The organism is uncultured Pontibacter sp., assembly GCF_947499215.1.
Lineage (GTDB): Bacteria > Bacteroidota > Bacteroidia > Cytophagales > Hymenobacteraceae > Pontibacter.
The window spans coordinates 38,988-62,713 of the sequence record NZ_CANMNI010000005.1; the positions used below are offsets into that span (position 1 = coordinate 38,988).

Sequence of the window (23,726 nt, forward strand, 5' to 3'; positions counted from 1 at the left end):
TGTTGCCTTTACATTTTTCACACAGGAATCCTATATTTAAAAGGTGTTTTTGGAATTTATCACCTCCATACTCCTTATAATATATAGGTGTAGAAATTATTTGTCCGGTTGTCTAATGTTATCACTAAAGGTAAAACACAGTCATTCTGATTTATGTTATGAGTTTTCGATAGCGCTATCATAACTGGCATTTATTTTTGGTAAGTTTTTGCAATACAGAATCATTGCCGTATATTTGCACCCTAAAACAAAAAAATTCTCATAACCAAATGGAATTAAAAAATTACGAAACGGTCTTCATTCTGACGCCTCTGTTGAACGAGACGCAGATGCAGGAAACGGTCGAGAAGTTCAGACAGGTGCTTAAGGAAAATAGCGCCGACATTATCCACGAAGAGAACTGGGGTCTGCGTAAGCTTGCTTACCCAATCCAGAAGAAATCAACTGGTTTCTACCACCTCATCGAGTTTAAGGCTCCATCTAATGTAATTGATGTGCTTGAGCTGGCTTATCGCCGCGACGAAAAAGTTGTTCGCTTCCTGACAACAGCACTTGATAAGCACGCAGTTGCTTACAACGAGCGCAGAAGAAAAGGTGAATTTAAGTCACAGGCTAAAAAAGAGGAGGTTAAAGCATAATGAGCCTAGTTAACGAAAGAGTACACAAGCAAGAAAATCGTCAGAAATACTGCCGCTTCAAGAAGAGCGGTATCAAGTATATCGACTATAAGGATGGCAACTTCCTGCTTAAGTTTGTAAACGAGCAGGGCAAGATCCTTCCAAGAAGATTGACAGGCACTAGCCTTAAGTTCCAGCGTAAAGTTGCTCAGGCTGTTGCCCGTGCACGTCACCTGGCTATCTTACCTTATGTAACTGATTCTTTAAAATAAGGAGGTAACGAACATGGAAGTAATACTTAAAGATGACGTTAAGAACCTTGGTTACAAGAACGATATCGTTACTGTAAAGCCAGGATATGGCCGTAACTACCTGATCCCACAAGGACTGGCTGTTTTGGCTGACAAAACCAACAAGAAAATCGTAGCTGAGAACGTACGTCAGGCTGCTCACAAACTGGAAAAAATCCAGAACGATGCGCAGGAATTGGCTAATAAGATCGGTGATATCACACTGGAAATCCCTGCAAAAGTAGGTGAGACTGGTAAGATCTTCGGTTCTGTTACAACTAACCAGCTTTCTGAGGCCCTTAAGGCGAAAGGTCACGATGTAGACCGCAAGCGCATTTCTTTTGATCAGGACGTGAAAACAGCTGGTGAGTACACTGCCACGCTGAACCTGCACAAAGAAGTGAAGCACCAGATCCGCTTCAACGTAGTAGCTGAGTAATCTTAGCCGCTCCAAAGCATAAAAAGCGCCCTGCCCTAAAAGCAGGGCGCTTTTTTTATTGACTCCTTCCGGTTATTTTGCGCTATACCTATAGTTGCACCTCTTTGAAATCAGAAATTCACATTCAGATATAGCTTTATCTAAAAGTTGTATTAATGTTATTCCTAAAAATCATAACAACGAGGTATTCGATAAAAACTCAGAACTCGAGACTCTAGACTCAGAACTCTTAATTTATGTTCAGAACCGAAGTACACATCCCCGTTAGCAACTTAGACCTGACCTTGCAGGATGGTATTGTCACCATGGGGTCGTGCTTCGCCGAGGTGATCGGAAGCAAACTACAGGAAAACAAGGCGAATGTACTGGTCAACCCGTTTGGGACCATCTTTAATCCGCTTTCTGTCTGTCGTCTGTTACAAGCTGCCATCGACCAGCGGCATGAGTTTGAGCAGCATTTGGTACAGCACAACGGCATCTGGTACGCCTATGATCTACACTCCTCACTCTCCTCCCCTAGCCGGGATGAACTAGTGCAGTTAATTTCCCAGCGACTAGATCAGACACGGCTAGCAATAAAACAAGCCAAGTTACTGATCATCACGCTCGGCACAGCTGTAGGCTATCGTCTGCAAAGTACAGGAGAGGTGGTGGCAAATTGCCATAAGTTGCCGGCCAGCCAGTTCAGTCGAGAGTTACTTTCGCTTGACACCATGCAGGCTGAGTTTGAGAACACGCTGGATTTGCAAAAACAGTTTAATCCGAGCATGCAGGTATTGCTAACTGTTAGTCCGGTGCGGCATATCAAAGAGACCATCGAAACTAACAGTGTGAGCAAGTCCCTACTACGCGTGCTGTGTCACCACCTTTCCCAAACTCACCAGCACGTTGGCTATTTCCCAGCCTTCGAGATCATGATGGACGACCTGCGCGACTACCGTTTCTATGGCCGCGACATGGTGCACCCGACTGAAGTGGCTGAAGATTACATTTGGGATAAATTCACAAGTGCTTATCTTGATAAGAGTTTCATCACCTTTCTTAAAGAATGGGAAAAGATGCGGCGCGCTGTAAGCCATCGCCCTTTCCACCCTGAATCAGAGGCCCATCAGGCTTTTCTAAAAACCACGTTGCAACAACTGCTGACCCTATCGCAAAGGTATAGCCTAGATGTCTCCGAAGAAGCGCGTGTGCTTCAGCATCAAATCACCTCATAATAGCATCGTCTGGCCAGTCTGTTTACTGAGACAGGTATAGCCAATTGGTTTTCAGGAAGAATGGATCCCTAAGCATACTTTTATAGGCCTTGCCCGTAGGTATAGATTGCCTACAGCCTGTAAAACCCTGACGACGATGGCCAAAGACAAGAAACCAAACAGACTGATCCAAGAGAGTAGCCCTTACTTACTCCAGCACGCCCATAACCCGGTGAACTGGTATCCGTGGGGCGAAGAAGCCCTGCAGAAAGCAAAACAGGAAGACAAACCTATCTTGGTGAGCATTGGGTATGCCGCCTGCCACTGGTGCCACGTCATGGAGCACCAATCCTTCGAAAATGAGAAGATCGCCAAGGTAATGAACGAGCACTTCGTGTGCATTAAGGTGGACCGCGAAGAACGCCCTGACGTGGACGCCGTGCACATGGACGCGCTACAAGCCATGGGTGTGCAGGGCGGTTGGCCTTTGAATGTTTTTCTGAACTCTGACGCAAAGCCTTTCTATGGCGGCACCTATTTCACGCCGCAGCAGTGGGTGAACCTCTTACTTAACATTTCGGAAGCCTACCAGAAAAAACGGCAGGAACTGGATAAGTCAGCGGAGCAGTTTGTGCAGCACCTGAACCTTAGTGAGCTGACAAGGTATGGCCTGCAGCAAAGTGAAGCCGGCGTGAGCGAGGAAGAATTTGAAGTGCTTCACCGGAACCTCGCCAAGCAGTTCGACAAGAAACATGGCGGATTGGGCAGAGCGCCTAAATTCCCTATGCCAACCAATTACCTGTTCCTACTCCGCTATTACCACCACACCGGCGACGAAACTGCTCTAAAACACCTGAACCTGACCTTGCACGAAATGGCCTATGGCGGAATTTACGACCAGATCGGCGGCGGCTTTGCCCGCTACTCCGTCGATGAGAAATGGCTGGTGCCTCACTTCGAGAAGATGCTCTACGACAACGGTCAACTGGTGAGCCTATACGCGGAGGCCTATTTGCTGACCAAAGACCCGCTGTACAAGGATGTGGTGTACGAAACAATCACTTTTGCAGAACGTGAGCTCATGAGCGAGGAAGGCGGCTTTTACTCATCGCTGGACGCGGATAGTGAGGGCGTAGAGGGCAAGTTCTATGTCTTTACCAAAGATGAACTGCATGACTTGGTCGGCAATGAGGAACCCATCCTATCGAAATACTATCATGCCACCACGACCGGCAACTTCGAGCACGGCCAGAACATCTTGCACCGACGCATCAGCGACGAGCATTTTGCCAAGGAGAACGAACTGGAGTTGGAAGTGCTGGAGGAAATGGTGAAGACGTGGAAGGAGAAGCTGATGGAAGCCCGTGCCCAACGCATCCGGCCGGGGCTGGACGACAAGATCCTTTGTTCGTGGAATGCGCTCATGCTCAAGGGGCTCGCGGACGCCTACTATACCTTCGGCAACAAACACTTCCTGCATTTGGCAAAACGCAACGCGGAGTTCATGCTGCAGCACTTCAAACAGGGCGACAAGCTATATCATAACTACAAGAAAGGTACCGCCACCATTGATGGCTTCTTGGAGGACTATGCCCTCTTCATCCGGGCGCTCATCCGGGTATATGAGATCACGTTTGACGAGAAATACCTGCAGGAGGCTAGGCAACTCACCGACTATACCTTGGCCAACTTCTTTGATGAGCAGGAGCAGCTCTTCTTCTTCACCGACCAGAACGCCGAGAAACTGGTGGCCCGCAAAAAGGAGTTGCTCGACAATGTGATCCCTTCTTCCAACTCTGTGATGGCCACCAACCTATACCTGTTGGGGCTGTACTTCGACGAAGAGCGCTACCAGCAGATATCCGATGCCATGTTGGCACAGGTCAAACTGCTGGTCGTGAAAGAGCCGAGCCACATGAGCAACTGGGCCTGTCTGTACTTCCACAAGCTGGAGCCTACCGCCGAGGTAGCGATTGTAGGGCATTTGGCTCCGGAAATGCGTTCTGAACTCAGCTCATTCTATATTCCCAATATGTTGCTGGTCGGGACTGAAAAGCAGAGCAATCTGCCATTGCTGCAAGACCGCAGTGCCATCAATGGAAAGACCACCGTGTACGTGTGCTATAACAAAACCTGCCAGTTGCCGGTGCAGACAGCCGGTGAGGCTTTGGAGCAGCTGCAGAAGGGGAACGGCGTGAATCCGAAATTTCCGGCGCTGTAGGTATAGCCATACCTTCATGAAAGCCTTCGGGATTTACCGGCTTTTTTACGACCTTTGCAAGGTATACCCTATACTTGCGCCTTGTCCGAACTTCTCAATTTCAATTACCCGCCCGAGCCGGCCGTGGACCGTGTCACGCTCTTTGCCGACGTGATTCTGCCCCTGCCGCTGCCCAAGCTCTATACCTACCGCATTCCGTTCGAAATGAACGACGATGTGCTGGTGGGCGCCCGGGTTATTGTGCAGTTCGGGGCCAAACGGGTGCTCAGCTGCATTGTCGCCGACATCCACGAAAACGCCCCTGCCGACTATCAGGCCAAGTACATTCTGGATGTGCTCGACGACAAACCTATCGTGACGGCTCCGCAACTCAAGCTTTTTCGTTGGATCGCTGACTACTACATGTGCACCATCGGCGAGGTGATCAATGCGGCCCTGCCATCGGCGCTCAAGCTCAGCAGCGAGTCGCGCATACAGCTGCACCCGCACTTCAATCCGGAGGAGGACGATATTCCTTTTGCAACGCAGGAGACCAAGATCATCTATGCTTTGCAGCAGAATCAGGCGCTCACCTTTTCGGATGTGGGCAATCTGTTGCAGATCAAGAGTTATCACAAATTCATCAAATCGCTCATCCAAAAGGAGGCGATCATCATATTTGAGCAGGTAAGCGACCGGTTCTCCCCAAAAGTGGTGAAGAAGATCCGCCTGACCGAGCATTTTGTGCAGGAGGAAGGTATGTTGGAGGAGCTTTTTAACCAACTCACGCCCAAGCCCAAGCAGCTTGACATCTTACTGAATTACCTCCAGCAGGTGCCGGTTCACCAAGACATTAACCTGAACTACGCAGGTATAGAGAAGAGCAAGCTGGCCAACAACCCGCACCTTTCCAAGTCTTCCATAGACTCGCTCATCAAGAAAGGCGTGCTCGAGCAGTTCGACCAGATCATCTCCCGTTTTCCGGTGGACAATTCCGTGCCGCTCAAGCCCATGACGCTGTCCGAGCACCAGGAACAGGCTAAGGATGATATACTCGGGCTTTTCAAAGAGAAAGACACGGTGCTGTTGCATGGCGTGACAGGCAGTGGCAAGACCGAGGTATACATTGACCTGATCAAGCATGCGCTCGAGGGTGGCGGACAGGTACTATACCTGTTACCGGAGATCGCCCTGACGGCCCAGATCGTGACCCGCCTCATGAAAGTGTTCGGCGATAAGCTGGGCATTTACCATTCTAAGTTCTCGGATAACGAGCGGGCGGAGGTATGGCAGGGTGTGCTTTCAGGCCGTTTCCAACTGGTGGTGGGCGTGCGTTCAGCGGTTTTCCTGCCTTTCCATAACCTGTCCCTGATCATTGTGGACGAGGAGCACGAGCCCAGCTACAAGCAATATGACCCAGCGCCACGTTACAACGCCCGCGAAACGGCTCTCATGATGGCGCACTTGCAGGGCGCTAAAACGCTCTTGGGATCGGCTACGCCTTCCATTGAAACTTACTACAACTGCAAAACCGGCCGCTGGGGACTCGTGACCATGAGCAAGCGCTTCGGGGAGGCGCAGCTTCCAGAGATCGAGCTGATCAACGTACGCGAAGAACAGCAGCGTAAGAACATGCACAATCACTTCTCGGGCAAGTTGGTCACAGCCATCGAGGAGCGGCTGGCGCGACACGAACAGGTGATCTTGTTTCAGAATCGCCGCGGTTATGCCCCGTTCATCAGCTGCGATGAATGCTCTTGGATTCCGAAGTGCAAGCACTGTGCGGTCAGCCTCTCCTATCACAAGTATAACAGCGAGCTCCGCTGCCACTATTGCGGTTACCACGAGCGCATGCCGCACGATTGTCCGGCTTGTGGTGCTACCACGCTTAAGAGCATGGGTTTTGGCACCGAGAAGGTAGAAGACGACCTGAAACTTATGCTGCCCAACGCTGAGGTGCAGCGCATGGACCTCGACACGACCAAAAAGAAAAACAGTTACCAGCAGATCATCGCCGACTTCGAAACCGGCAAAACCAATGTGCTGATCGGTACGCAAATGGTGACCAAAGGCCTTGACTTCGAGAATGTGAGTCTGGTAGGTATACTCAATGCCGACAGTATCATCCATTTCCCCGATTTCCGGGCGCACGAGCGGGCCTATCAGTTGTTCGTGCAGGTAAGCGGACGCGCTGGCCGCAAAGGCAAGCCGGGCACCGTGCTCATCCAGACCCGCGACCCGCTGCAACCCATCTTCCGCAAAGTGCACAGCAACGACTATGCTTCGCTGTACGAGCACGAGATCGAGGAGCGCATGCGCTTCGGCTATCCCCCTTTCGCCCGCATGATCCGCATTACGGTGAAGCACGCAGATGAGAAAATCTCGGAGAATGCCGCCATCGTACTGGCCAAGGACCTGACGGATCAGTTAGGGAATCAGCTGGTGCTGGGGCCGGAAGTACCGTACATTTTCAAAATCCGGAATCTGTTTTTGAATGAGATTCATGTGAAACTGCCGCGTGAGAATGTAAACTTGCGGGCTGCGAAACAGGCAATTTCGAAGGTGATTCAGCAATTATATCAGCTGCCAGATTTTAAGGGCATCAGGATTGTTGCGGATGTGGATCCGGCGTAACGTATTTAACTATCGCTTGATCCGACCTTTGCTAGCGTAGTAGTAGTTATTGCTTCCTCAACATTATCTTTTTCATTGCTTCGCCTGTGCGGCGGGCACTCACTTTTTTCCTTGATGAAAAAATCGAGGGCCCCTACCCCCACTTGCTGAACGCTCAAACAGTGGAGCGTCGTTTTCGTGCACTTGACTTTAGCTATTTATTTCATTGCCAGCGTGCAAGTTAGTCTCTCAATGCGTGCCGGTATAGCGAGTGACAAGGCTTATACTTGTGTGTGGGTAGCGGCTGTAAATTCCCCGCCTTAGAAAAGGAGGGGTTAGGGGTGGTTGGATCCGGTATCTGCGAAAATCCTGCAAATCCTCCCAATCCTGATTCAGTCAATGAAATCCCCACTAACGAATCCCTTGAAAAAATATTTTATTTTTCTTAATCACCTGCAACCCTGCCAAAAATGGCGGCGTATAAAGAGTACCTTTGGCTAAAAGTTGAAAGCCTGAAAGTTGGGAATATCTACCAAGATAATCTTTAACTTTCAGGTTTTTCTCCTTTATACCCCCTCCTATTGCTGGTTCTTACTCCTGTTCAGCAACACCACGTACATAATTCCGAAGCCGAGGAAAGCAATCAAAAAGAAGATATCCATCCACTCATAGTTTCCCTGTATAATCTGCCAGCCTTTTACGCCCGCGAAAACAAAGCAGGCGATGGCAAGCAGTATTCTGAACATTCTCTGGTTAGGCATAAGCGTTGTGTCAATGTGAACAACAAGGTATAAAATCAGAGTGACATATAGAAAATCACCCATAAGGTAATTACCACAGTCCCCACTACATTAAGTAGCAGACCTGTGCGCACCATCGTACTGATGGGCACTTGTTTGCTGCCGTACACAATCGCATTGGGCGGCGTGGCTACAGGCAGCATAAAGGCCATGCTACAAGCTACCACAACACCTAGTACCGGGTATAACTCTGGCAACTCGAGCTGGTTAAGTATACCTATGATGATCGGCACGAAGGTGATGGCAATGGCTGTGTTCGAGCTAACCTCTGTCAGCATAAGCACCCCTCCTACCAATACAAACACCAGAATAATCAGCTGATCCGGGTCAACGACAGAAGTTATGCTGGCTCCGATCACGTCAGCCAAACCCGATGTCACCACCAATTGGCCCAGCGCCATACCTCCCCCGAACAGCAGAATCGTGTCCCAGTCGATTTTTACCAGATCGCTGGCTGTGAGAGTGCCTTCTCCCCCGTTCTCCTGCCCCGGCGGAATCAGGAACAGCAGCAGGGCGGCCAGCACGGCCACGGTGCTCTCGGCAAAGTAAGTGCTCATGAAGGTATAGGCTGCTTCCATACCCAACAAGTTAAACACGCCCGGACTCAACCAGAGTATAACGGCCAGTGTAAAAACGCTCATGGTGATTCGTTCGCCCTTCGAGATCGGTGGCTGGGTTATGGTCTGCTCTGCCACGTAAGCTTTTATACCTTCCGGACTAAAGTTAAATTTCTTCAGAAACCAACGCACATAGAGCAGCATAAAGGCATACATGCTCAGTGAGATAGGCAAGGCCATGATCATCCACTGCAAAAAGTCAATGCTTATACCTTCTTTAGACAAGTAGTTCACCCCAATGAGATTGGGTGGCGAGCCAATAATGGTACTAATGCCCCCAATCGAGGCGCTATACGCTATACCTAAGAGGAAAAAGGCTGCTGGGCTTTTGCGGGATTCAGGTTCATGTATCAGTTGCAACACCCCTATTGTGAGCGGCAGCAACATGGCCACCGTCACCGAATTGCTTACCCACATCGACAGCACATAGGACACCAGCGAGAAGCCTAGAAACATACTAAAGAGGCTTTTCTGGAAAATTTTTCGGGAAAGAATAAACAGCGCCAACCGCTTATCAAGGCCATGGCGGGTCATGGAGCGGGCCAGCAGAAAGCTGCCAATAAAGAGCAGGATGATCGGGTGACCGAGGTTTTGGAAAGCGGTGCTGATATCGGCTATACCTGTCATCACGGCCATGAGTACACCCAAAAAAGCTGTCATGGAAAGCGGAATTACCTCGGTCATCCAGAAGGCGAGGCAGAAAACCATAATCATAGCCACTTTTCGGGCTTGCGGCTCTAGTCCTGCTGTTAGCCACCACATCGCTATGGCTAGCAGGGGGGCCACTATCAAACCGATGTTTCTTCTGGTTAGACTCATAGATTTAAATATAGCAATAAAACCAGCACAATTGGCTGGTTTTAAAGTATAAGTAAAGAAAATATCGGTGCGGATAAACTAGATCAGCCGAACCTAATTTGTTTCTAAACGAGGTAGCGTTGCTTGATGATATTGAGGTGATGAATCTCATGACCCAGAATGGCAAAACCAAGCGCTCTTACCGATACGCTTCGGCCACTCGCTGTACCTGTACGGTCCAGCATTTCATCATCGAAGCCTTTGTATAACTCCAAGGTAGCTTGTCGGGCAGCGGCGTACTCAGCCAGTATAGAGGTGATGGGACGTGTGTCCGCTTTGCTTTCCTCAGCGTAGGTATTCTCATCAAAACCGGGCAGATCGGTCTTGTCGTTGCGGGCAAAGCGCAGGGCACGGTAGGCGAATATGCGCTCGGTGTCAGCCATGTGCACCAGCATTTCCTTAATAGACCACTTTTCGGGCTGGTAGCGGTACTTGAGTTGCTGCTCTTTCAGAGAGAGCATAAAGTTGACAATATATTCTTCGCTTGCTGCCAGCGCGCTAAGTAAGTCATCAGTATTGGCATTGCCGATGTAGCTGTTGAAAAACTCATCGTACTCAGACGGCTGCGGGGCTGAAATGATTCTATCCATAGTTTCTGGTGGGTTTTGGTAATAGTATTTTAGGTATAACGTGAAGGTACAAATTATATGTGTATGGCGGATAGTGGTAGATATAAAAACAGCTTCGCCCTTGTTTGGTTTAACAAGGGCGAAGCTGTTTTTATACTGATAAAGCGAATCTTTTACTGGCCTACCAAGAACACAGCATTTCCGAAAAGCAGTTTACCGTTGTGCCAGAAACCGCGGAACAGCGGATTGTCAGCTAGGTATACCACTTGCCCACGGCCAAGCGGTTGAGCACCCAGAATTAAGGCGTCCTTCAACTTTTCCTTCGCCTTAGCTCCCACAAAACCGGTGGCGTAGTTGTCTTTCTTGAGCACGCCCACGTTCCAGCCATCTTTCATAAAGCTGAAGGTGTCAGAGGTACGCACTAAGGCATAATAGGTGTCGCCGTAGCCGAAGGCAAGCGGGTGCGTTTTGTCGAGGTTCACGCGGAACACACTGCCTTGCACATCTTCGGAGATGGCGTCACGCTCACGGTCGCCATAGGCACGCAACAAACGATATGGATCGGCTTTTTCGTCTTTGGCTTTCTCTTTCTCAGCAGCTTCGTCGGTGCCTTTCTTTTGCAGGTTGAAGTCTTTTTTTCCAGCTAAGAACCCAGCCGCGCTTTCCATGGCGATTAACTTTCCGCCACCGCGCACCCAGTTTTTCACCTGCTCTAATGTCTGCTCGTTCAGCACACGGGTATAAGAACCGGCCGGCAGAATGAGCACATCGAACTCGTGTAATGGCACGTTAGCGAAGTAACTGGTGCCTAACACCGTGACCGGGTAGCCAATCTGCTGCTCAAAGTAGTGCCAGATCTCACCAAAGGCATAAGGCGATACGCCCTCACCGGACATCACCGCCACTTTCGGCATTTTGAGAAAACGCACGCTGCCAGAACCGAAGTCGGCACCGCTGCTCACAAAACCAGTGGTAGCGGCCTGCAGCGTTATGCCGTGTTTCTCCGCAACGGCACGCACGGTAGCGTCAAGTTTATTGCCCATACCTTCGTTACCGCTGCGGGTAATGATGAGCGTGCCGGCGTCATATTGCTTACCTTCCATTTCAAAAGGCTTTTCGGACATGCGCACTTTTACTTTCTGCGCCATCAGCTCGGTCAGGAACTTCACGTCCTGTAAGCTATTCCAGCGGGCCAGATAGGCAAAAGGACGCTCCACTGTAATGGCAGTTGCTGCTTTGGCTGGCTTTTGGCTGCTCGGCTCCAATCGGTTTTTAAGAGCGTAGGCCTGCAAACCGAATGCATAAGGCATGGCCCAAGAGGTAATGTCGTATGTCAGGGAGTCTTCCAAGTTTGACGATGGTTCAAACAGCACTTTCACCAATGTGGACTTTGGCTGATACATGCTCACTACCAAATCATTCTGGTTTACACGCACGCTTTCTTCCTTACCGGTAGCGTAATTAAAACCTCTGCCGGAGCTATTCTTTCCAGCGTAGCCATACTGAATCTGCTGGCGGTCAAGATAATCGGTCAAAGCTTTGAGATTGCCCGCGCTGCGATCATCCGCTTTAAAAACAAATGTCTTATAATCACCGCCCGGTTTCTTCAGGTTGTTGTCGTAGTACTTGCGGAACTCCTGCGTCAGTTGGTCAGCTTTCTCGGCTGTTGCCTGCAACGTGGCCAAGCTGGCAATGTGGTGGTGGGCAATCCTGTCAGTCAGCGTGAGTGTATCACCGTCCTGTTTCTTGTAGGCCAGACCGGCGCGGCCGGAACCGCCCTGCTCGTAGGTCATGCCGATGGCACCGTTAAAGGTTGGCCATGTATCACCGTAGCTTGGGTAGAACAGGTCAAAGTTCTCGCGTGTGAAATATAGCCAGTTGTTCTGGTCAAAATACTGGCGGTTGTAGTCGCCGATCGTGTACTGAAAATCGCGCTGCCATGGCGTAATACTCTCGTGGAGCGGTTTGGCGGCCGGCGAGAAATAGTAAGGCGACTCCGGCCCCATTTCGTGGAAGTCGGCGTGCACCTGCGGCAGCCAGTTGTTGTACTTGGCCATACGCTGTTTCGATTCAATCTGTGTCTGCCACGCCCAGTCGCGGTTCAGGTCAAAGTAGTAATGGTTAGGTCTGCCGCCCGGCCAAGGCTCGTAGTGCTCCCAAGCATAAGGCGAGGCATTGCCACCACGGTTCTGCGTCTGCTTATACCACTGCACGTAACGCTCGCGCCCATCCGGGTTCACACAAGGGTCCAGAATCACGACCGTATTCTCTAGCCACTTTTTGGTTTGCTGGTTGTTCGGGTCCACAAGGTCGTAAAGCACCTGCAACACCGCTTCCGTGCTTACCGATTCGTTGCCGTGAATGTTGTAGCTCATCCAGAGAATGGCTGGCTGCTTGCCCTGTACCTGCCCGCTGGCTATACCTGCCTGACGGAGGTTGTTTTCGCGGATTTGTTCGAGGCGCGGCAGGTTCTGTTCGTTGGCCACATAGGCCAGCAGCAGGGGTCTACCCTCATAGGTTCTGCCGTACTCCTCCACTTTTATGCGGTTAGGAGCCTGCTGGGCGAGGTAATTCACGTAATCTATTACACGGGCGTGGGTTGTAAACTCCTCGCCCAAGGTATAGCCCAAGAACTGCGCTGGGGTTTGCAGGGCCTGCTGTGCGATGGCCGTCTGCAAACTCAGCAACACGAGGGCGAAAGCGAAAAATCGCTTCATTGCGTTTTGCATGATTTATTTTAGAAAAAAGGTGTTAGGGGAAATCAAATAATGTTACAATCTGCGCAAAAAAGCTGAAATAGACAATTTTATACCTGCAAAGCCTGTCTATACAAGAATATCAGAGCTTGAAGATAAGATTGAAGTGGAATTTAAGAATAGCATATGCGGTTTCTACTCTATACATAGAAACTATACCTGCCATGCACGTACCTATAGCTATGTTCCTCTATTGGCGAAAAACCGGCAAAGGCCTATTGGCATTTCTCTCGGGTCTGCTCCTGATGACCGTGCTTTACGTGCTGGCCGGTCTAGTGCTGGGCAGTATACCTGTCAACAGCAGTTATGCACAGGCCGCAAAGGGTGTAGAGATCTTTGTGACCGACAATGGTGTGCACACCGACTTGGTGCTGCCTGTTAAGACGGATATAATCGATTGGCGTGAAAAGTTGCACGTGCAGGACTATGCCGGGGCCGACAGCTCCTTCACCCACTTGGGCTTCGGCTGGGGCGACCGGCAGTTCTACATGGAGACGCCTGAGTGGACCGACCTCACCTTTACCACCGCCATCACCTCACTCTTCTGGCCAACCCGCACCGCTATGCACGTCGAGTACATAGCCAAGCCACTGCGGCAGAACAAATACCAGCAGCCAGTTATCATCAGCGAGGACCAGTACAAAGACTTGGTGCAGTACATTCTAGACAGTTTCCAACAACAGCCGGACGGAGAGTTTATGCTGATCGAAGGTATGGGTTACCATAGCCGCGATAACTTTTATGAAGCGCACGGTAAGTTCCACCTCTTCAAAACCTGCAACAGCTGGGTAAACGGCGGACTCAAAGCCATGGGGCACCGAGCCGCTTTCTGGGCGCCTTTCTCGTTTTCGGTCATGCGGCAGGTGCGGGATTAGGCCCTTTACCTCCTATCAACCGTCAGTGGCTCTTCTGGATTATACACGGCATACAATGTCCCTAGTTTTGAGTTGAGCCCCATAATGGGTGTGGCCACTTTTATGCTGGCAGAATCGGAGGTATCCATGGTGATGTCTTCCGATCTGAGCAGGGCCGGATCGAAATGGCTCTCAAATGCCTCTCCTTTATACTTCTGATTGGTGGTGCTGATAATTTTCCCTTTAGCATCGGCTACCAGCAGCAGTTCAAAGCTTGGCTCCTGCACGAATTGGTAGAGGTACTGATCCACCTGCTCCACATTGCCCGACAGCAGGGCGGTGCGCACTGACCAAGCAAAGGGCATCATGAGTGTTCTCAGGAGATAAGTAGTATTGTCGGTTATTCGCTGATTGGCGCGTGTCACCAAAGCTTCCCGGTCCTGTGCGGACTTTTCCTGCGCGTCTCTTATCTGGGAGTTTTTTGAATTATTGATTATAATCAACGTGATCAGAAAAGCAGCAACAAGCAGTAGCGGGATATAGATCACCGGCTTCCGGATCATACCTAGCGGGCTGTTTTCCCGGTGTGGATTTTTTGGAGGTCTACCCTCCTCGTAATCGGTAGGATGTAAATTGTTTTCCATAGCAACAAGAATTTGATTATGATTTTTCCCCCAGTCTTGTAAATACGGGTCCTAGCCTAAAGAACAACGGGAGTTATTTAATTATACGCTGGTATTCCTATATTTAGGCAGTCAATTTGTAATTAATCCCAAAATCTTCAAATGCATAAGATACACCCTCTTATCCGTTCATTTGTCGTGTTGCTCGCTGTCTGGCTGTATGCTGGCGAGGCACTGGCACAAAAAATCAACCAAGACTCCCTTTTTATTCGTGAAAACTATACCAAGCAGGAGTACAAAGTGCCTATGCGCGATGGGAAAAAGCTGCACACTGTAGTTTACGCCCCAAAAGACCAGAGCAAAAAGTACCCCATCATGCTGAACCGTACGCCTTATTCGGTTGGTCCATACGGAGAGGGCTACAAAACTTCTCTCGGGCCTAGCCCGACCATGCTGCGTGAAGGCTACATATTTGTATACCAAGATGTGCGCGGCACCTATATGTCGGAGGGCACATTTGTAAATATGACGCCGCATGTGGCGAACAAGAAAGGCAAAAAAGACATTGACGAGAGCACCGATACCTACGACACGGTGGACTGGCTGGTGAAGAACCTGAAAAACAGCAACAAGCGGGTAGGCCAGTGGGGTATCTCCTATCCCGGTTTCTATGCGGCTGCCGGCCTGATGAGCAACCACCCTGCCCTCAAAGCGGTTTCGCCGCAGGCCCCCATTGCCGACTGGTTCTGGGATGATTTCCATCACAACGGGGCTTTCTTCCTGCCGCACGCCTTCAACTTCTTAGCCAGCTTCGGTCTGCCACGGCCAGAGCCAACCCCTAACCGCAACCCACGTTTCGACCACGGCACACCCGATGGCTATGAGTTTTTCATGCGCATGGGCCCGTTGAAGAATGCCAATGAGGTATACTACAAAGACAAAGTGCCCTTTTGGAATGAGATGGCTGCACACCCCAACTACGATAAGTTCTGGCAGGATCGCAACATACTGCCGCACCTAAAAAACCTGAAAGGTACCGCCGTGATGACTGTTGGGGGTTGGTACGATGCCGAAGACCTATATGGTCCGCTTAAGATTTACCAACACATTGAAAAGAATAACCCGAAGCTCACCAACATGCTGGTGATGGGGCCTTGGGTGCACGGCGGCTGGGCACGCGGCGAAGGCAGCAGCATCGGTAACGTGCACTTCGGGCAGGCCCACTCGCCTTGGTATCAGCAAAACGTAGAGGCCAAGTTCTTTGCGCACTACTTGAAAGATGACACGAAAAACCCAGTGAAACTGCCGGAGGCCATCATGTTTGAGGGCGGCACCAACCAGTGGCGTGAGTTTGAGACGTGGCCTCCAAAAGCCGTACAGGAGAAAACCCTATACCTGCATGCCAATGGCAAAATGAGTTTTGAGGTCCCGAAAGGAGGAGTTGCTGAAGCCAGCGAGTACATCAGCGATCCGGCCAAGCCGGTGCCTTTCACAGAAGCCGTTGCTACTGGCATGACCCGCGAGTACATGACCGACGACCAGCGCTTTGCCAGCCGCCGCCCCGACGTACTGACTTTCCAGACCGATGTGCTGACAGAGGATGTGACCATGGCGGGTGAGATACTGGCCCAGCTGCTGGTAGCCACCACCGGCACCGACGCTGATTGGGTTGTTAAACTGATCGATGTATACCCGGATGATCACCAAAAATACCCACACCAAGCTAACAAAGCGATGGGTGGCTACCAGCAGATGGTGCGCAGTGAGGTGTTCCGTGGCCGCTTCCGCAACAGCTTCGAAAAACCGGAGCCATTCGTGCCTAACCAAGTCGCTCAAGTAAATGTGGAGCTGCAAGATGTACTCTATACCTTCAAAAAGGGCCACCGCATCATGGTGCAAATCCAGAGTACTTGGTTCCCGCTCGTTGACCGCAACCCACAAAAGTATGTGGACAATATCTTTGAGGCTGATGAGGAGGACTTCATTAAGGCGATGCACAAGGTATACCACTCCCCGCAACACCCTACCAGCCTGAAAATAAAAGTACTTTAACAGGTATAGCTTTCTTAGTATTACAGACAGGTATAAAAGCAAAAAACCCCGGGTAAGATACCCGGGGTTTTCAATTTAAACCCTAATAGTCTATTGTTTGAGTAATTTGAAATGACTGTTGAAGTCGCCCATACGGGTCGAGATAATGTAGACTCCTCTCGGCAGATTCGGATCCAGCACCAGTTTCTCGGTGTTTGTTCCGCGAGCTACCTGCACGGTGCGCTGGAGCAGTTGCTGGCCAGTCGCGGTAGTAACCGTAATCTGCAGTTCGCCTTCCAGTTCGGCATCTATGCTCAGCTCCACCTCTGAATGGAACGGGTTAGGATAGGCCTTCACTTTGTTCATGGTTACTTCGCCGAACTGTACCGCTTTGATACTGAAGTACTCAAACTTACCGTCTAGGTCAATCTGCTTCAGACGGTAGTAGCGTGTACCGTGCTTGCCGTTCTCCTCATCCACAAAGCTGTAAGCCTGCTTCAAGCTAGTTGTTCCGACACGTGACTTCACAAATCCTAGCTTGCGGAAGTTCTTCGCGTCAGAAGAGACCTGCACCTCAAAGCCTAGGTTGTCCTGCTCCGAAGCGGTAGCCCAATCCAACACCGCATCGTTGCCGCGCTTGGTGGCGTTGAAGTAGAGGAGTTCTACTGGGAGTGGAACGATCTCATTAGGCACAAATACTATCAGTTGGCATATTCCATTTGTAGGTAAAACCTCAGTAACTATCTCAGTACCTTGAGGGAGATCCTGCACCACAATTGTGGTAGCTGGTCCCTGTGTGTACACTCTGCGGGTAGCATTTGGTTCAGTAACATACCATGTGTAAATGGCATTTGAAGGAACTGACACGCTATTCCCGTTGTCGTCAATGACAGTAGCAGGGTCGACTGTAAGCTCCCATTTATCTGTTCCAACCCATTTATAGGTCATATCCCCGAGAGCATCGGTTATCCTTGTATCCGTTACGGTTACTGTACCCACTGATGGAGTCGTACAACCGGTAGCGCTATTTACGCCTTGGATGGTGTAAGTGCCCGTAGGTACTTCGTCTATACTGAGGTCTCCATTTGCATCTGTACTAAAGCTTCTAAGAGGATCACTTCCTACTAGTTCATATGTCACGCCTGCTTCAGGATTGTCAATCACCACCCTTGCTCCATTACTGGTTAATGAGCAGTATGATGGATTATTGAATATTCTATTAGCAAGTGGCATTGGATTAATCGTAACAACCATGCTTCCCATTTCCTGAGGACAGCTTGGCGTAGTGGCAGTAGTGGCTACAATGCTATAGGTTCCTGATTCAGTTTGATCGCCAAAACTGATGGCACTGCCAGTACCGGCGACAGGGTTGCCTACATCTTCAGTATTAGTGCCTACCGTGCGGCGAAGCTGGTAGTTTATACCTGTTTGAGAACCATCCAAGCCGATAGCAGCACCTCCTTCATCTGCGCAGAAGCTTCCCCCACCCGTCATGTTGAATGCAGTTGGGAGCGCAATCTCAGTTACAGTAATACTACCGGGCATATCGAGTGAGCAGCTGGTGGTGGAGTTCTGAGCTTCAACCGTATAAGTTCCGGCTGTGAGGTCTCCAAATGATATAGCACCACCTGTTCCTATTACTTCACTTACTTCCTCACCTACGCTGTTTAGTAGCCGGTACGTTACCCCTGACTCAGAATTCTGCAAGCCCACAGGCATACCTCCACTCTCTGCGCAGTAGCTGCCCCCTCCAGTCATGGTCTGCGCTACAGGCAATGGATTGACTGTTACGGTGACATTGCCCATTGTCTGAGGACATGCTGCTATAGTTCCAGCAGTTGGAAGTGTAGTGGCAAGCACTGAGTAAACTCCCGGTTCAGTCTGGTTGCCAAATGGTATTGGCTGCCCATCAGAGCCTAATCTGGCAAGACCGACACTTGTTGTCTGGTTATTATAAGTCCTTTGCAACTGATAGCTGACATTGTCTTGAGAGTTGGCCAATGTAATAGCCACACCGACTCCTCCGGCGCAGTACTGACCATTATCTGTAATAGCAAGGTTTTGTACTACAGGCAGTTCAGTTACATTAACATTAACAGGACCGAACTCCAGACAGGCATCTGTGCCCGTTCTTGCGATGGCCTCAACAGTATAGGCGCCACCTACCGTTTGGTTGCCGAAGCTGATTGCATTTCCTGTTCCTGTAACTGGGCTACCTACGGCAACGCCGTCACGCTTCAACTGGTAGAGCACATTTAGCTGAGATCCGTTGATGCCAACTGGTATACCTGCGCCACCTGCGCAGAAAGCACCCCCGCCGTTTATAGTCTGTTCACCAACTACTGTGATTGGAATCACATTGGTAATGAAGCCTCTAGCACACTTATTGGCATTATTGTATTGGTCCAATGCTGAACTGAACTCTACAAACAGTTTGTCACCATCTTGGAAAACCCCGTTAAGGCCTGAGGTAGAGAATTGTATGTTGTCACCGCTTTTATACACGGTTTCGCCAAGTTGCGATATTACTCCACCGCGGTCCAACATCCAGTAGAGTGTCAGGCTAATGTCACCCCAGAAGGCGAAGGCGTCATTCAAATCTGCTGTCATCGTGATTCCCTCTCCCGGACAGATTGTCGTCTTATCCGAAGTCAGAGCCACCTCATAGTCGACTGTCGCTGAAGTATACATCCTGTTTCCAAGCTTGGAAGAAATAGGTTGCGCACAAGCACTGTTCTTACTGGTCACCTGCACCGAATAATAGTCCAAGGATGACAAGCCCGCATTTTGGAACGTAGGCTTATCCGCTCCTATGAAATTTTGTTGGTTTTTAGTCCAGCTGTAATTGAAGTTTGATGCAGGCATCAACGTACCGCCTTCCACAACTGGCTGAAAGTAGCGCCAAGCGTTGTCATACAGTATCTTCGGCATACTCTCCTTGTTCGGGAAAGGATAGTCGGGGTTAGTTATTGGCAACGTAGTGTCAGGTAGCTTATTACCGTTCTTATCTACGGCTATACCATTCTCATCTGCCAAATATGGGTATACAACCCTTGTTGCGTCTTTGTAGACATAGGCTGTATACTCCGTAATCTGGCCACGGCAGGTAGGGTATGGGTCTGCCAGCACGATTACGGTATAGATGGATCGTTTTAGCTTAACAGTTTTTTCCTCATAATTGGAACAAGGGATACCATTGGAGGTACGAGAGACGAAATAGCGAATGGTAATATTTTTCTCTGTAGCATCCCCCAGTGCTGTACATGGATTTAGTGTTCCGCTTGTACTCAGGCCAGAAGTACCTGCTGGGGACACAATTGAGAAAGTACCTCCTGTAGCCCCAGTAGGAGTAAGTGTAATATTACCACCGTCAGAGTATACTACCTGCCCATCAGTTATTCCACTAAAGGTGGCTACTGGTGTCGGGTTTACACTCACCGTAAAGGTCCTCACAGGCCCCTCGCAGTCATTAGCCTTGGCCCACACACTTACTGTTGCTGTCACAGCGGCTGTACCGGCATTGGTGGCTGTATAGGTTCCGATGTTGCCCGTACCGCTTGTGCCAAAGCCTACGTCTGCCGTGGAGGTCCATCTATAGGTAGAACTGCTCACAGAACTTCCGAAGTTAATGGCCGCGCCGGACGCGTTATTGCAGTATACTCTATTGTCTATGGCATTGACAGTAGGAATAGGATTTACTGTAACCTTAACAGGAACTCTGGTATTGTTCTCACAACCGGTAGTACTGTTATAACTAGCTGCATAGTAAGTAGTAGTTGTGGATACGGTTGGAGAATAGGAAGGATTGGTTGCTAAAAGCGTACCACCGGTACTGGCGCTATACCAACGTACCGTGGTTGCATTGGTGCCCGGTGTCGCACTCAAAGTCACAGAACCAGACCCGCAAATGGCAGAAGAGCTAGCTGTTACATTTATTGGCACCGTTGGTACAGGGTTAACTGTAACATTTACAGTGGAAGAAGCAGCACTTGAGCAGCCGTCGCCTTGCGGATTGGTGATGATAACATAATAACTACCTGTAGCAGAAGCGCTATACGTACTTTGTGTTGCGCCACTAATAGCCCCACTCTGGTTATACCACTGATAGGTATAGGAAGCGTTTGCGGGGCTTGACGTGGCTGTCAAGGTGACACTACCACCACAAACAGCAGCTGGACTTGCCGGTGTTACCGAAGCGGTAGGCGTAGTATAAACTACCAGCGTTACATCATCGGTGGCAGCCGTACAAACCGGATTAAAACCACTAGTAGAGGTTAATCTTAAGGTTACAGTGCCAGGGCTTGTTACTGTCACTGTCGGTGTCAATGAAGTCGTGCTTGAGAGCGAAGCAATATTGTTTCCACCTATAATACTCCAAACACCAGTACCATTCGTCACAGAACCTGAAAGGGTAAAGGAAGTGCTGCTACCCGTAGCGCACTTGGCTTGGTCTTCTCCGGCGTCGGCTGTCGGCAGCGGGTTCACCCTAAGGGTCACCTCGTCGTCGGCAGTGCCGCAAGCTGGCTCTAGGTTGCTGGCCGCCCTTAATCTGAGTGTCACAGTTCCAGTTCCAGATACAACCACCCCAGAATTCAATGCATTCGCATTAGCTATAGTTGCTGAGGCAGTTCCTGATTGCCCTACCACGCTCCATACGCCAGCGCCGTTTTCTACAACTCCCGCCAGCGTAAAGGAGGTACTGTTGCCCGTAGCGCATTTAGTCTGTTCAATTCCGGCTTCGGCTGTCGGTAGCGGGTTAACCGTTAGCATCACCTCGTCTGTGGCAATGCCGCAGGCAGGGGTCAGGTTACTGGTGGTAGTCAGGCGCAGTCTCACCGAGCCGGTGCCCGTTATGCTGACGGTTGAAGTCGGGGAGGATGGGTTGGCGAAGGTGGCCACGGCCGTGCCGGTCTGGCTATTCGGCACAACGGTCCACGCTGCCGTGCCGTTTGTGACAGCTCCTGACAAGGTGAAGGAGGTGCTGCTGCCCGTAACGCACTTGGTCTGGTCTTCCCCGGCGTCGGCTGTTGGAAGTGGATTGACTGTTAACGTCACATCATCAGAAACAATGCCGCAATTTGGGTTTGTGGCATTGCTAGTGGTGGTAAGTCGAAGTGTTACAGTACCAACACCAGATATTGCCACATTTGAGTTCAGGGCATTCGGATTTATGCTAGTCACCTCGGCACTTCCTGTATTCCCAACGACACTCCATACACCAGTGCCGTTTGTAACTGAGCCCGCCAATGTGAATGATGTGCTGTTGCCCGTGGCACATTTAGTCTGTGCAACTCCGGCTTCAGCTGTCGGAAGTGGATTGACTGTCAGTGTTATTTCCTCAAAATCGCTCCCGCAAGTCGGACTTGTGTTACTGTTTACTGTATAACGCACTTTTACAGAGCCTGCACCAGATACATTTACAGTAGCGGATGGCGAACTAGGATTCGTAATAGTGGCAGTAGCACCACCCGTCTGGCTACCAGTTACTACTGACCATACTCCTGTCCCGTGAGTGGCAGAGCCTGCCATTGTGAAAACGGTAGGTCCACCTACGGTCGCGCAAAGTGTTTGGTTAGCTCCTGCGTCAGCTACTGGCAGAGGGTTAACCGTTACCTGCACAGCTGGTTCCGAAAGCTTTTTGCAACCAGTTCCAATACTTGTCTCAGTAATTTCAACTTGATAAGCCCCAGAAGTTTCGGCCAAATAACTAATCCCTGTCGCCCCCGGTATTGTCTGGCCATCCTTTATCCATCTGTAGGTATAAGTCTGGCCCTCTGGTGGAGCGATAGCATTCAACTGGAGACTTCCGCCGTCACAGAAAGTGGTTGAACCAGTATAACTGAAGAGAGCAAATTCCAAAGTGCCTTTGCGAACTTCAGTGCCTGTGGAGGTGTTCTCACAACCGGTTATATTATTTCTGACTTTGACAGTATAGATGCCTGAATTACTTGCAGTAAGGTTTCGGGATGTTTGGCCAATCATTTCCTCGCCATCTTGGTACCACACGTAGCTATAGTTGCTGCCTAGTGGCGCTTGCAATGTCACCGACTGACCTGCACAGAATTCTTCTGGCCCCAACGCAGTGATAGTAGCAATAGGCAATGGATTAACTGTAAGAGTTATAGCGTCCGAGGCTGTGTTGCAGGCAGCAATTGCATTACTGGTTCTCAAAGTGACAGTTGCAGTACCGGGTCCAGTAGCAACAATCGTAGCCGAAGCTACTCCTGTCGAGCTATTATAGCTAGGATTCTGGATTGCAAAGCTCGTACTAGAAGTTATCCATATTGGAGTTCCGTTAGCAAAAGTTCCCGTCACATTAAATGATGTTCGGTTATTTTCACCAATACAAAGCACCTGATTAGGCCCATCAACTGTAGCTACCGGTTGAGGAAGTTCCGTTACTATTATGGGTGCTGATGGATCACTATCACAACTACCAGTAGTCGTTGAAACAACAACTGAGAAATCACCTGATTCAGTCGCAGTGAATGTAGCATTATTAGCACCAGATATATAATCGCCGTTTCTTCTCCATTGGTATGTGTAGGAACCCACATCTGGAGTGGCAGGGGTTACTTGCGCTGACAGTACAACAGAACCACCCTCACAAAAAGTCCTTGCAGTGCTGGTAGTTACGGTAACTGTAGGAGTTTTAATAACTCTCGCAGTTACGGCTGTACGCGGAGCAGTGCTCTCACATTCTGTTTCTGTATTATAGCTGCTTAAATAAAATGTAGTGGTAGCGCTTATAGATGGACTGTAATTTACGCCTTCAAATAACGGTGTCCCTCCACTGGCAGCACTATACCATCTAGCTGAGTTTGCGTTAGCTCCGGGCGTGGCAGTTATACTGACAGTGCCAGCGTCGCAGCGTGCCTGTGGGGTAGCTACAGTTGCTGCGCTTGGGGTCGGGTTCACAACAGCTGTGACTTCAGTACGAGTAGCGCTCTCACAGCCGGCTGCACTTATTGTCGATACATAGTATCTGGTAGTGGTGCTGATTGCAGGAGTTGTGTACGTGCTGTTTATAGCGCCCGTTATGGCTGTAGTCCCTGTAGCACTTGTATACCACTGGTACCGACCTCCCGAAGGTGCTCCTGTTACTGAAAGCACGGTTGTTCCGCTACCGCAAATTTCATTTGGCGTACCAACAATTGTGGGAGCATTTGGCGTCGGGTTCACTGTAACAGTCACCGGGGTGATGTCGAAGCAGCCGGCAGAGGTCGTGCCCTTGATGTAGTAGGTGCCGCTTGTGGCCACCGC

General features: G+C 50.0%; 15 protein-coding genes and 1 pseudogene. 9 read left to right on the forward strand and 7 right to left on the reverse strand.

The genetic code is table 11. From position 1 onward, the window contains the following. Window positions 1–269: 269 nt before the first annotated feature. The 6 genes from rpsF (at window position 270) to priA (ending at window position 7,376) form a co-directional block, all read left to right on the forward strand. Window positions 270–638: a 30S ribosomal protein S6 gene (gene rpsF, locus Q1A04_RS18915; RefSeq protein ID WP_299709362.1), complete on the forward strand. Its 369-nt coding sequence runs from the start codon at window positions 270–272 to the stop codon at window positions 636–638. Then, window positions 638–889: a 30S ribosomal protein S18 gene (gene rpsR / locus Q1A04_RS18920; protein WP_068838643.1), complete on the forward strand. Its 252-nt coding sequence runs from the start codon at window positions 638–640 to the stop codon at window positions 887–889. Before rpsF ends, rpsR begins: the two co-directional genes overlap by 1 nt. 13 nt (window positions 890–902) lie before the next feature. Next, entirely contained in the window at window positions 903–1,346 is a 444-nt protein-coding gene (gene rplI, locus Q1A04_RS18925) for a 50S ribosomal protein L9 (protein WP_299709381.1), read from the forward strand. A 236-nt stretch (window positions 1,347–1,582) separates the two neighbouring features. Beyond that, a complete protein-coding gene (locus tag Q1A04_RS18930) occupies window positions 1,583–2,563 on the forward strand; it encodes a GSCFA domain-containing protein (protein ID WP_299709384.1) in 981 nt (326 codons plus the stop codon). 136 nt (window positions 2,564–2,699) lie between these two features. Further along, window positions 2,700–4,763, forward strand: a complete 2,064-nt coding sequence (locus tag Q1A04_RS18935; RefSeq protein ID WP_299709387.1) for a thioredoxin domain-containing protein — start codon at window positions 2,700–2,702, stop codon at window positions 4,761–4,763. 81 nt (window positions 4,764–4,844) lie between these two features. Next, on the forward strand, window positions 4,845–7,376 hold the full coding sequence (gene priA / locus Q1A04_RS18940; protein WP_299709390.1) for a primosomal protein N': 2,532 nt from the start codon (window positions 4,845–4,847) through the stop codon (window positions 7,374–7,376). A gap of 557 nt (window positions 7,377–7,933) precedes the next feature. Here the strand turns inward: priA and Q1A04_RS18945 are convergent. From Q1A04_RS18945 to Q1A04_RS18960, 4 genes are all read right to left on the reverse strand, one after another. Next, window positions 7,934–8,116, reverse strand: a complete 183-nt coding sequence (locus Q1A04_RS18945; RefSeq protein WP_299709393.1) for a hypothetical protein — start codon at window positions 8,114–8,116, stop codon at window positions 7,934–7,936. Between the two features lie 35 nt (window positions 8,117–8,151). Beyond that, window positions 8,152–9,591 carry a DASS family sodium-coupled anion symporter gene (locus Q1A04_RS18950; RefSeq protein WP_299709396.1) on the reverse strand — a complete coding sequence of 480 codons (1,440 nt, stop codon included), beginning with the start codon at window positions 9,589–9,591 and terminating at the stop codon, window positions 8,152–8,154. A gap of 104 nt (window positions 9,592–9,695) precedes the next feature. Next, window positions 9,696–10,220 carry a DinB family protein gene (locus tag Q1A04_RS18955; protein ID WP_299709398.1) on the reverse strand — a complete coding sequence of 175 codons (525 nt, stop codon included), beginning with the start codon at window positions 10,218–10,220 and terminating at the stop codon, window positions 9,696–9,698. A gap of 152 nt (window positions 10,221–10,372) precedes the next feature. Then, window positions 10,373–12,916, reverse strand: a complete 2,544-nt coding sequence (locus Q1A04_RS18960; RefSeq protein ID WP_299709400.1) for a M14 family metallopeptidase — start codon at window positions 12,914–12,916, stop codon at window positions 10,373–10,375. Between the two features lie 203 nt (window positions 12,917–13,119). On the opposite strand from Q1A04_RS18960, the gene Q1A04_RS18965 reads away from it, so the two are divergent. Further along, window positions 13,120–13,830 (forward strand): TIGR02117 family protein, encoded by a 711-nt coding sequence (locus tag Q1A04_RS18965; protein WP_299709403.1) that lies wholly within the window; start codon window positions 13,120–13,122, stop codon window positions 13,828–13,830. A 5-nt stretch (window positions 13,831–13,835) separates the two neighbouring features. Here Q1A04_RS18965 and Q1A04_RS18970 read toward each other — a convergent pair whose 3' ends face one another. Then, window positions 13,836–14,453: a hypothetical protein gene (locus Q1A04_RS18970; RefSeq protein ID WP_299709406.1), complete on the reverse strand. Its 618-nt coding sequence runs from the start codon at window positions 14,451–14,453 to the stop codon at window positions 13,836–13,838. Between the two features lie 141 nt (window positions 14,454–14,594). On the opposite strand from Q1A04_RS18970, the gene Q1A04_RS18975 reads away from it, so the two are divergent. Beyond that, the gene (locus Q1A04_RS18975; protein WP_299709409.1) at window positions 14,595–16,484 is read left to right on the forward strand and encodes a CocE/NonD family hydrolase; all 1,890 of its coding nucleotides are present in this window, start codon (window positions 14,595–14,597) and stop codon (window positions 16,482–16,484) included. Window positions 16,485–16,574: 90 nt separating this feature from the next. Here the strand turns inward: Q1A04_RS18975 and Q1A04_RS18980 are convergent, their stop codons facing one another. Then, on the reverse strand, window positions 16,575–22,565 hold the full coding sequence (locus Q1A04_RS18980) for a T9SS type A sorting domain-containing protein (protein WP_299709412.1): 5,991 nt from the start codon (window positions 22,563–22,565) through the stop codon (window positions 16,575–16,577). 567 nt (window positions 22,566–23,132) lie between these two features. Further along, window positions 23,133–23,576, reverse strand: a pseudogene (locus Q1A04_RS19060) (hypothetical protein); the annotation flags it as partial. Here Q1A04_RS19060 and Q1A04_RS18985 point away from each other — a divergent pair. After that, window positions 23,503–23,703 (forward strand): hypothetical protein, encoded by a 201-nt coding sequence (locus Q1A04_RS18985; protein WP_299709415.1) that lies wholly within the window; start codon window positions 23,503–23,505, stop codon window positions 23,701–23,703. The pseudogene Q1A04_RS19060 and the gene Q1A04_RS18985 overlap by 74 nt on opposite strands. The last annotated feature ends 23 nt before the right edge of the window (window positions 23,704–23,726 follow it).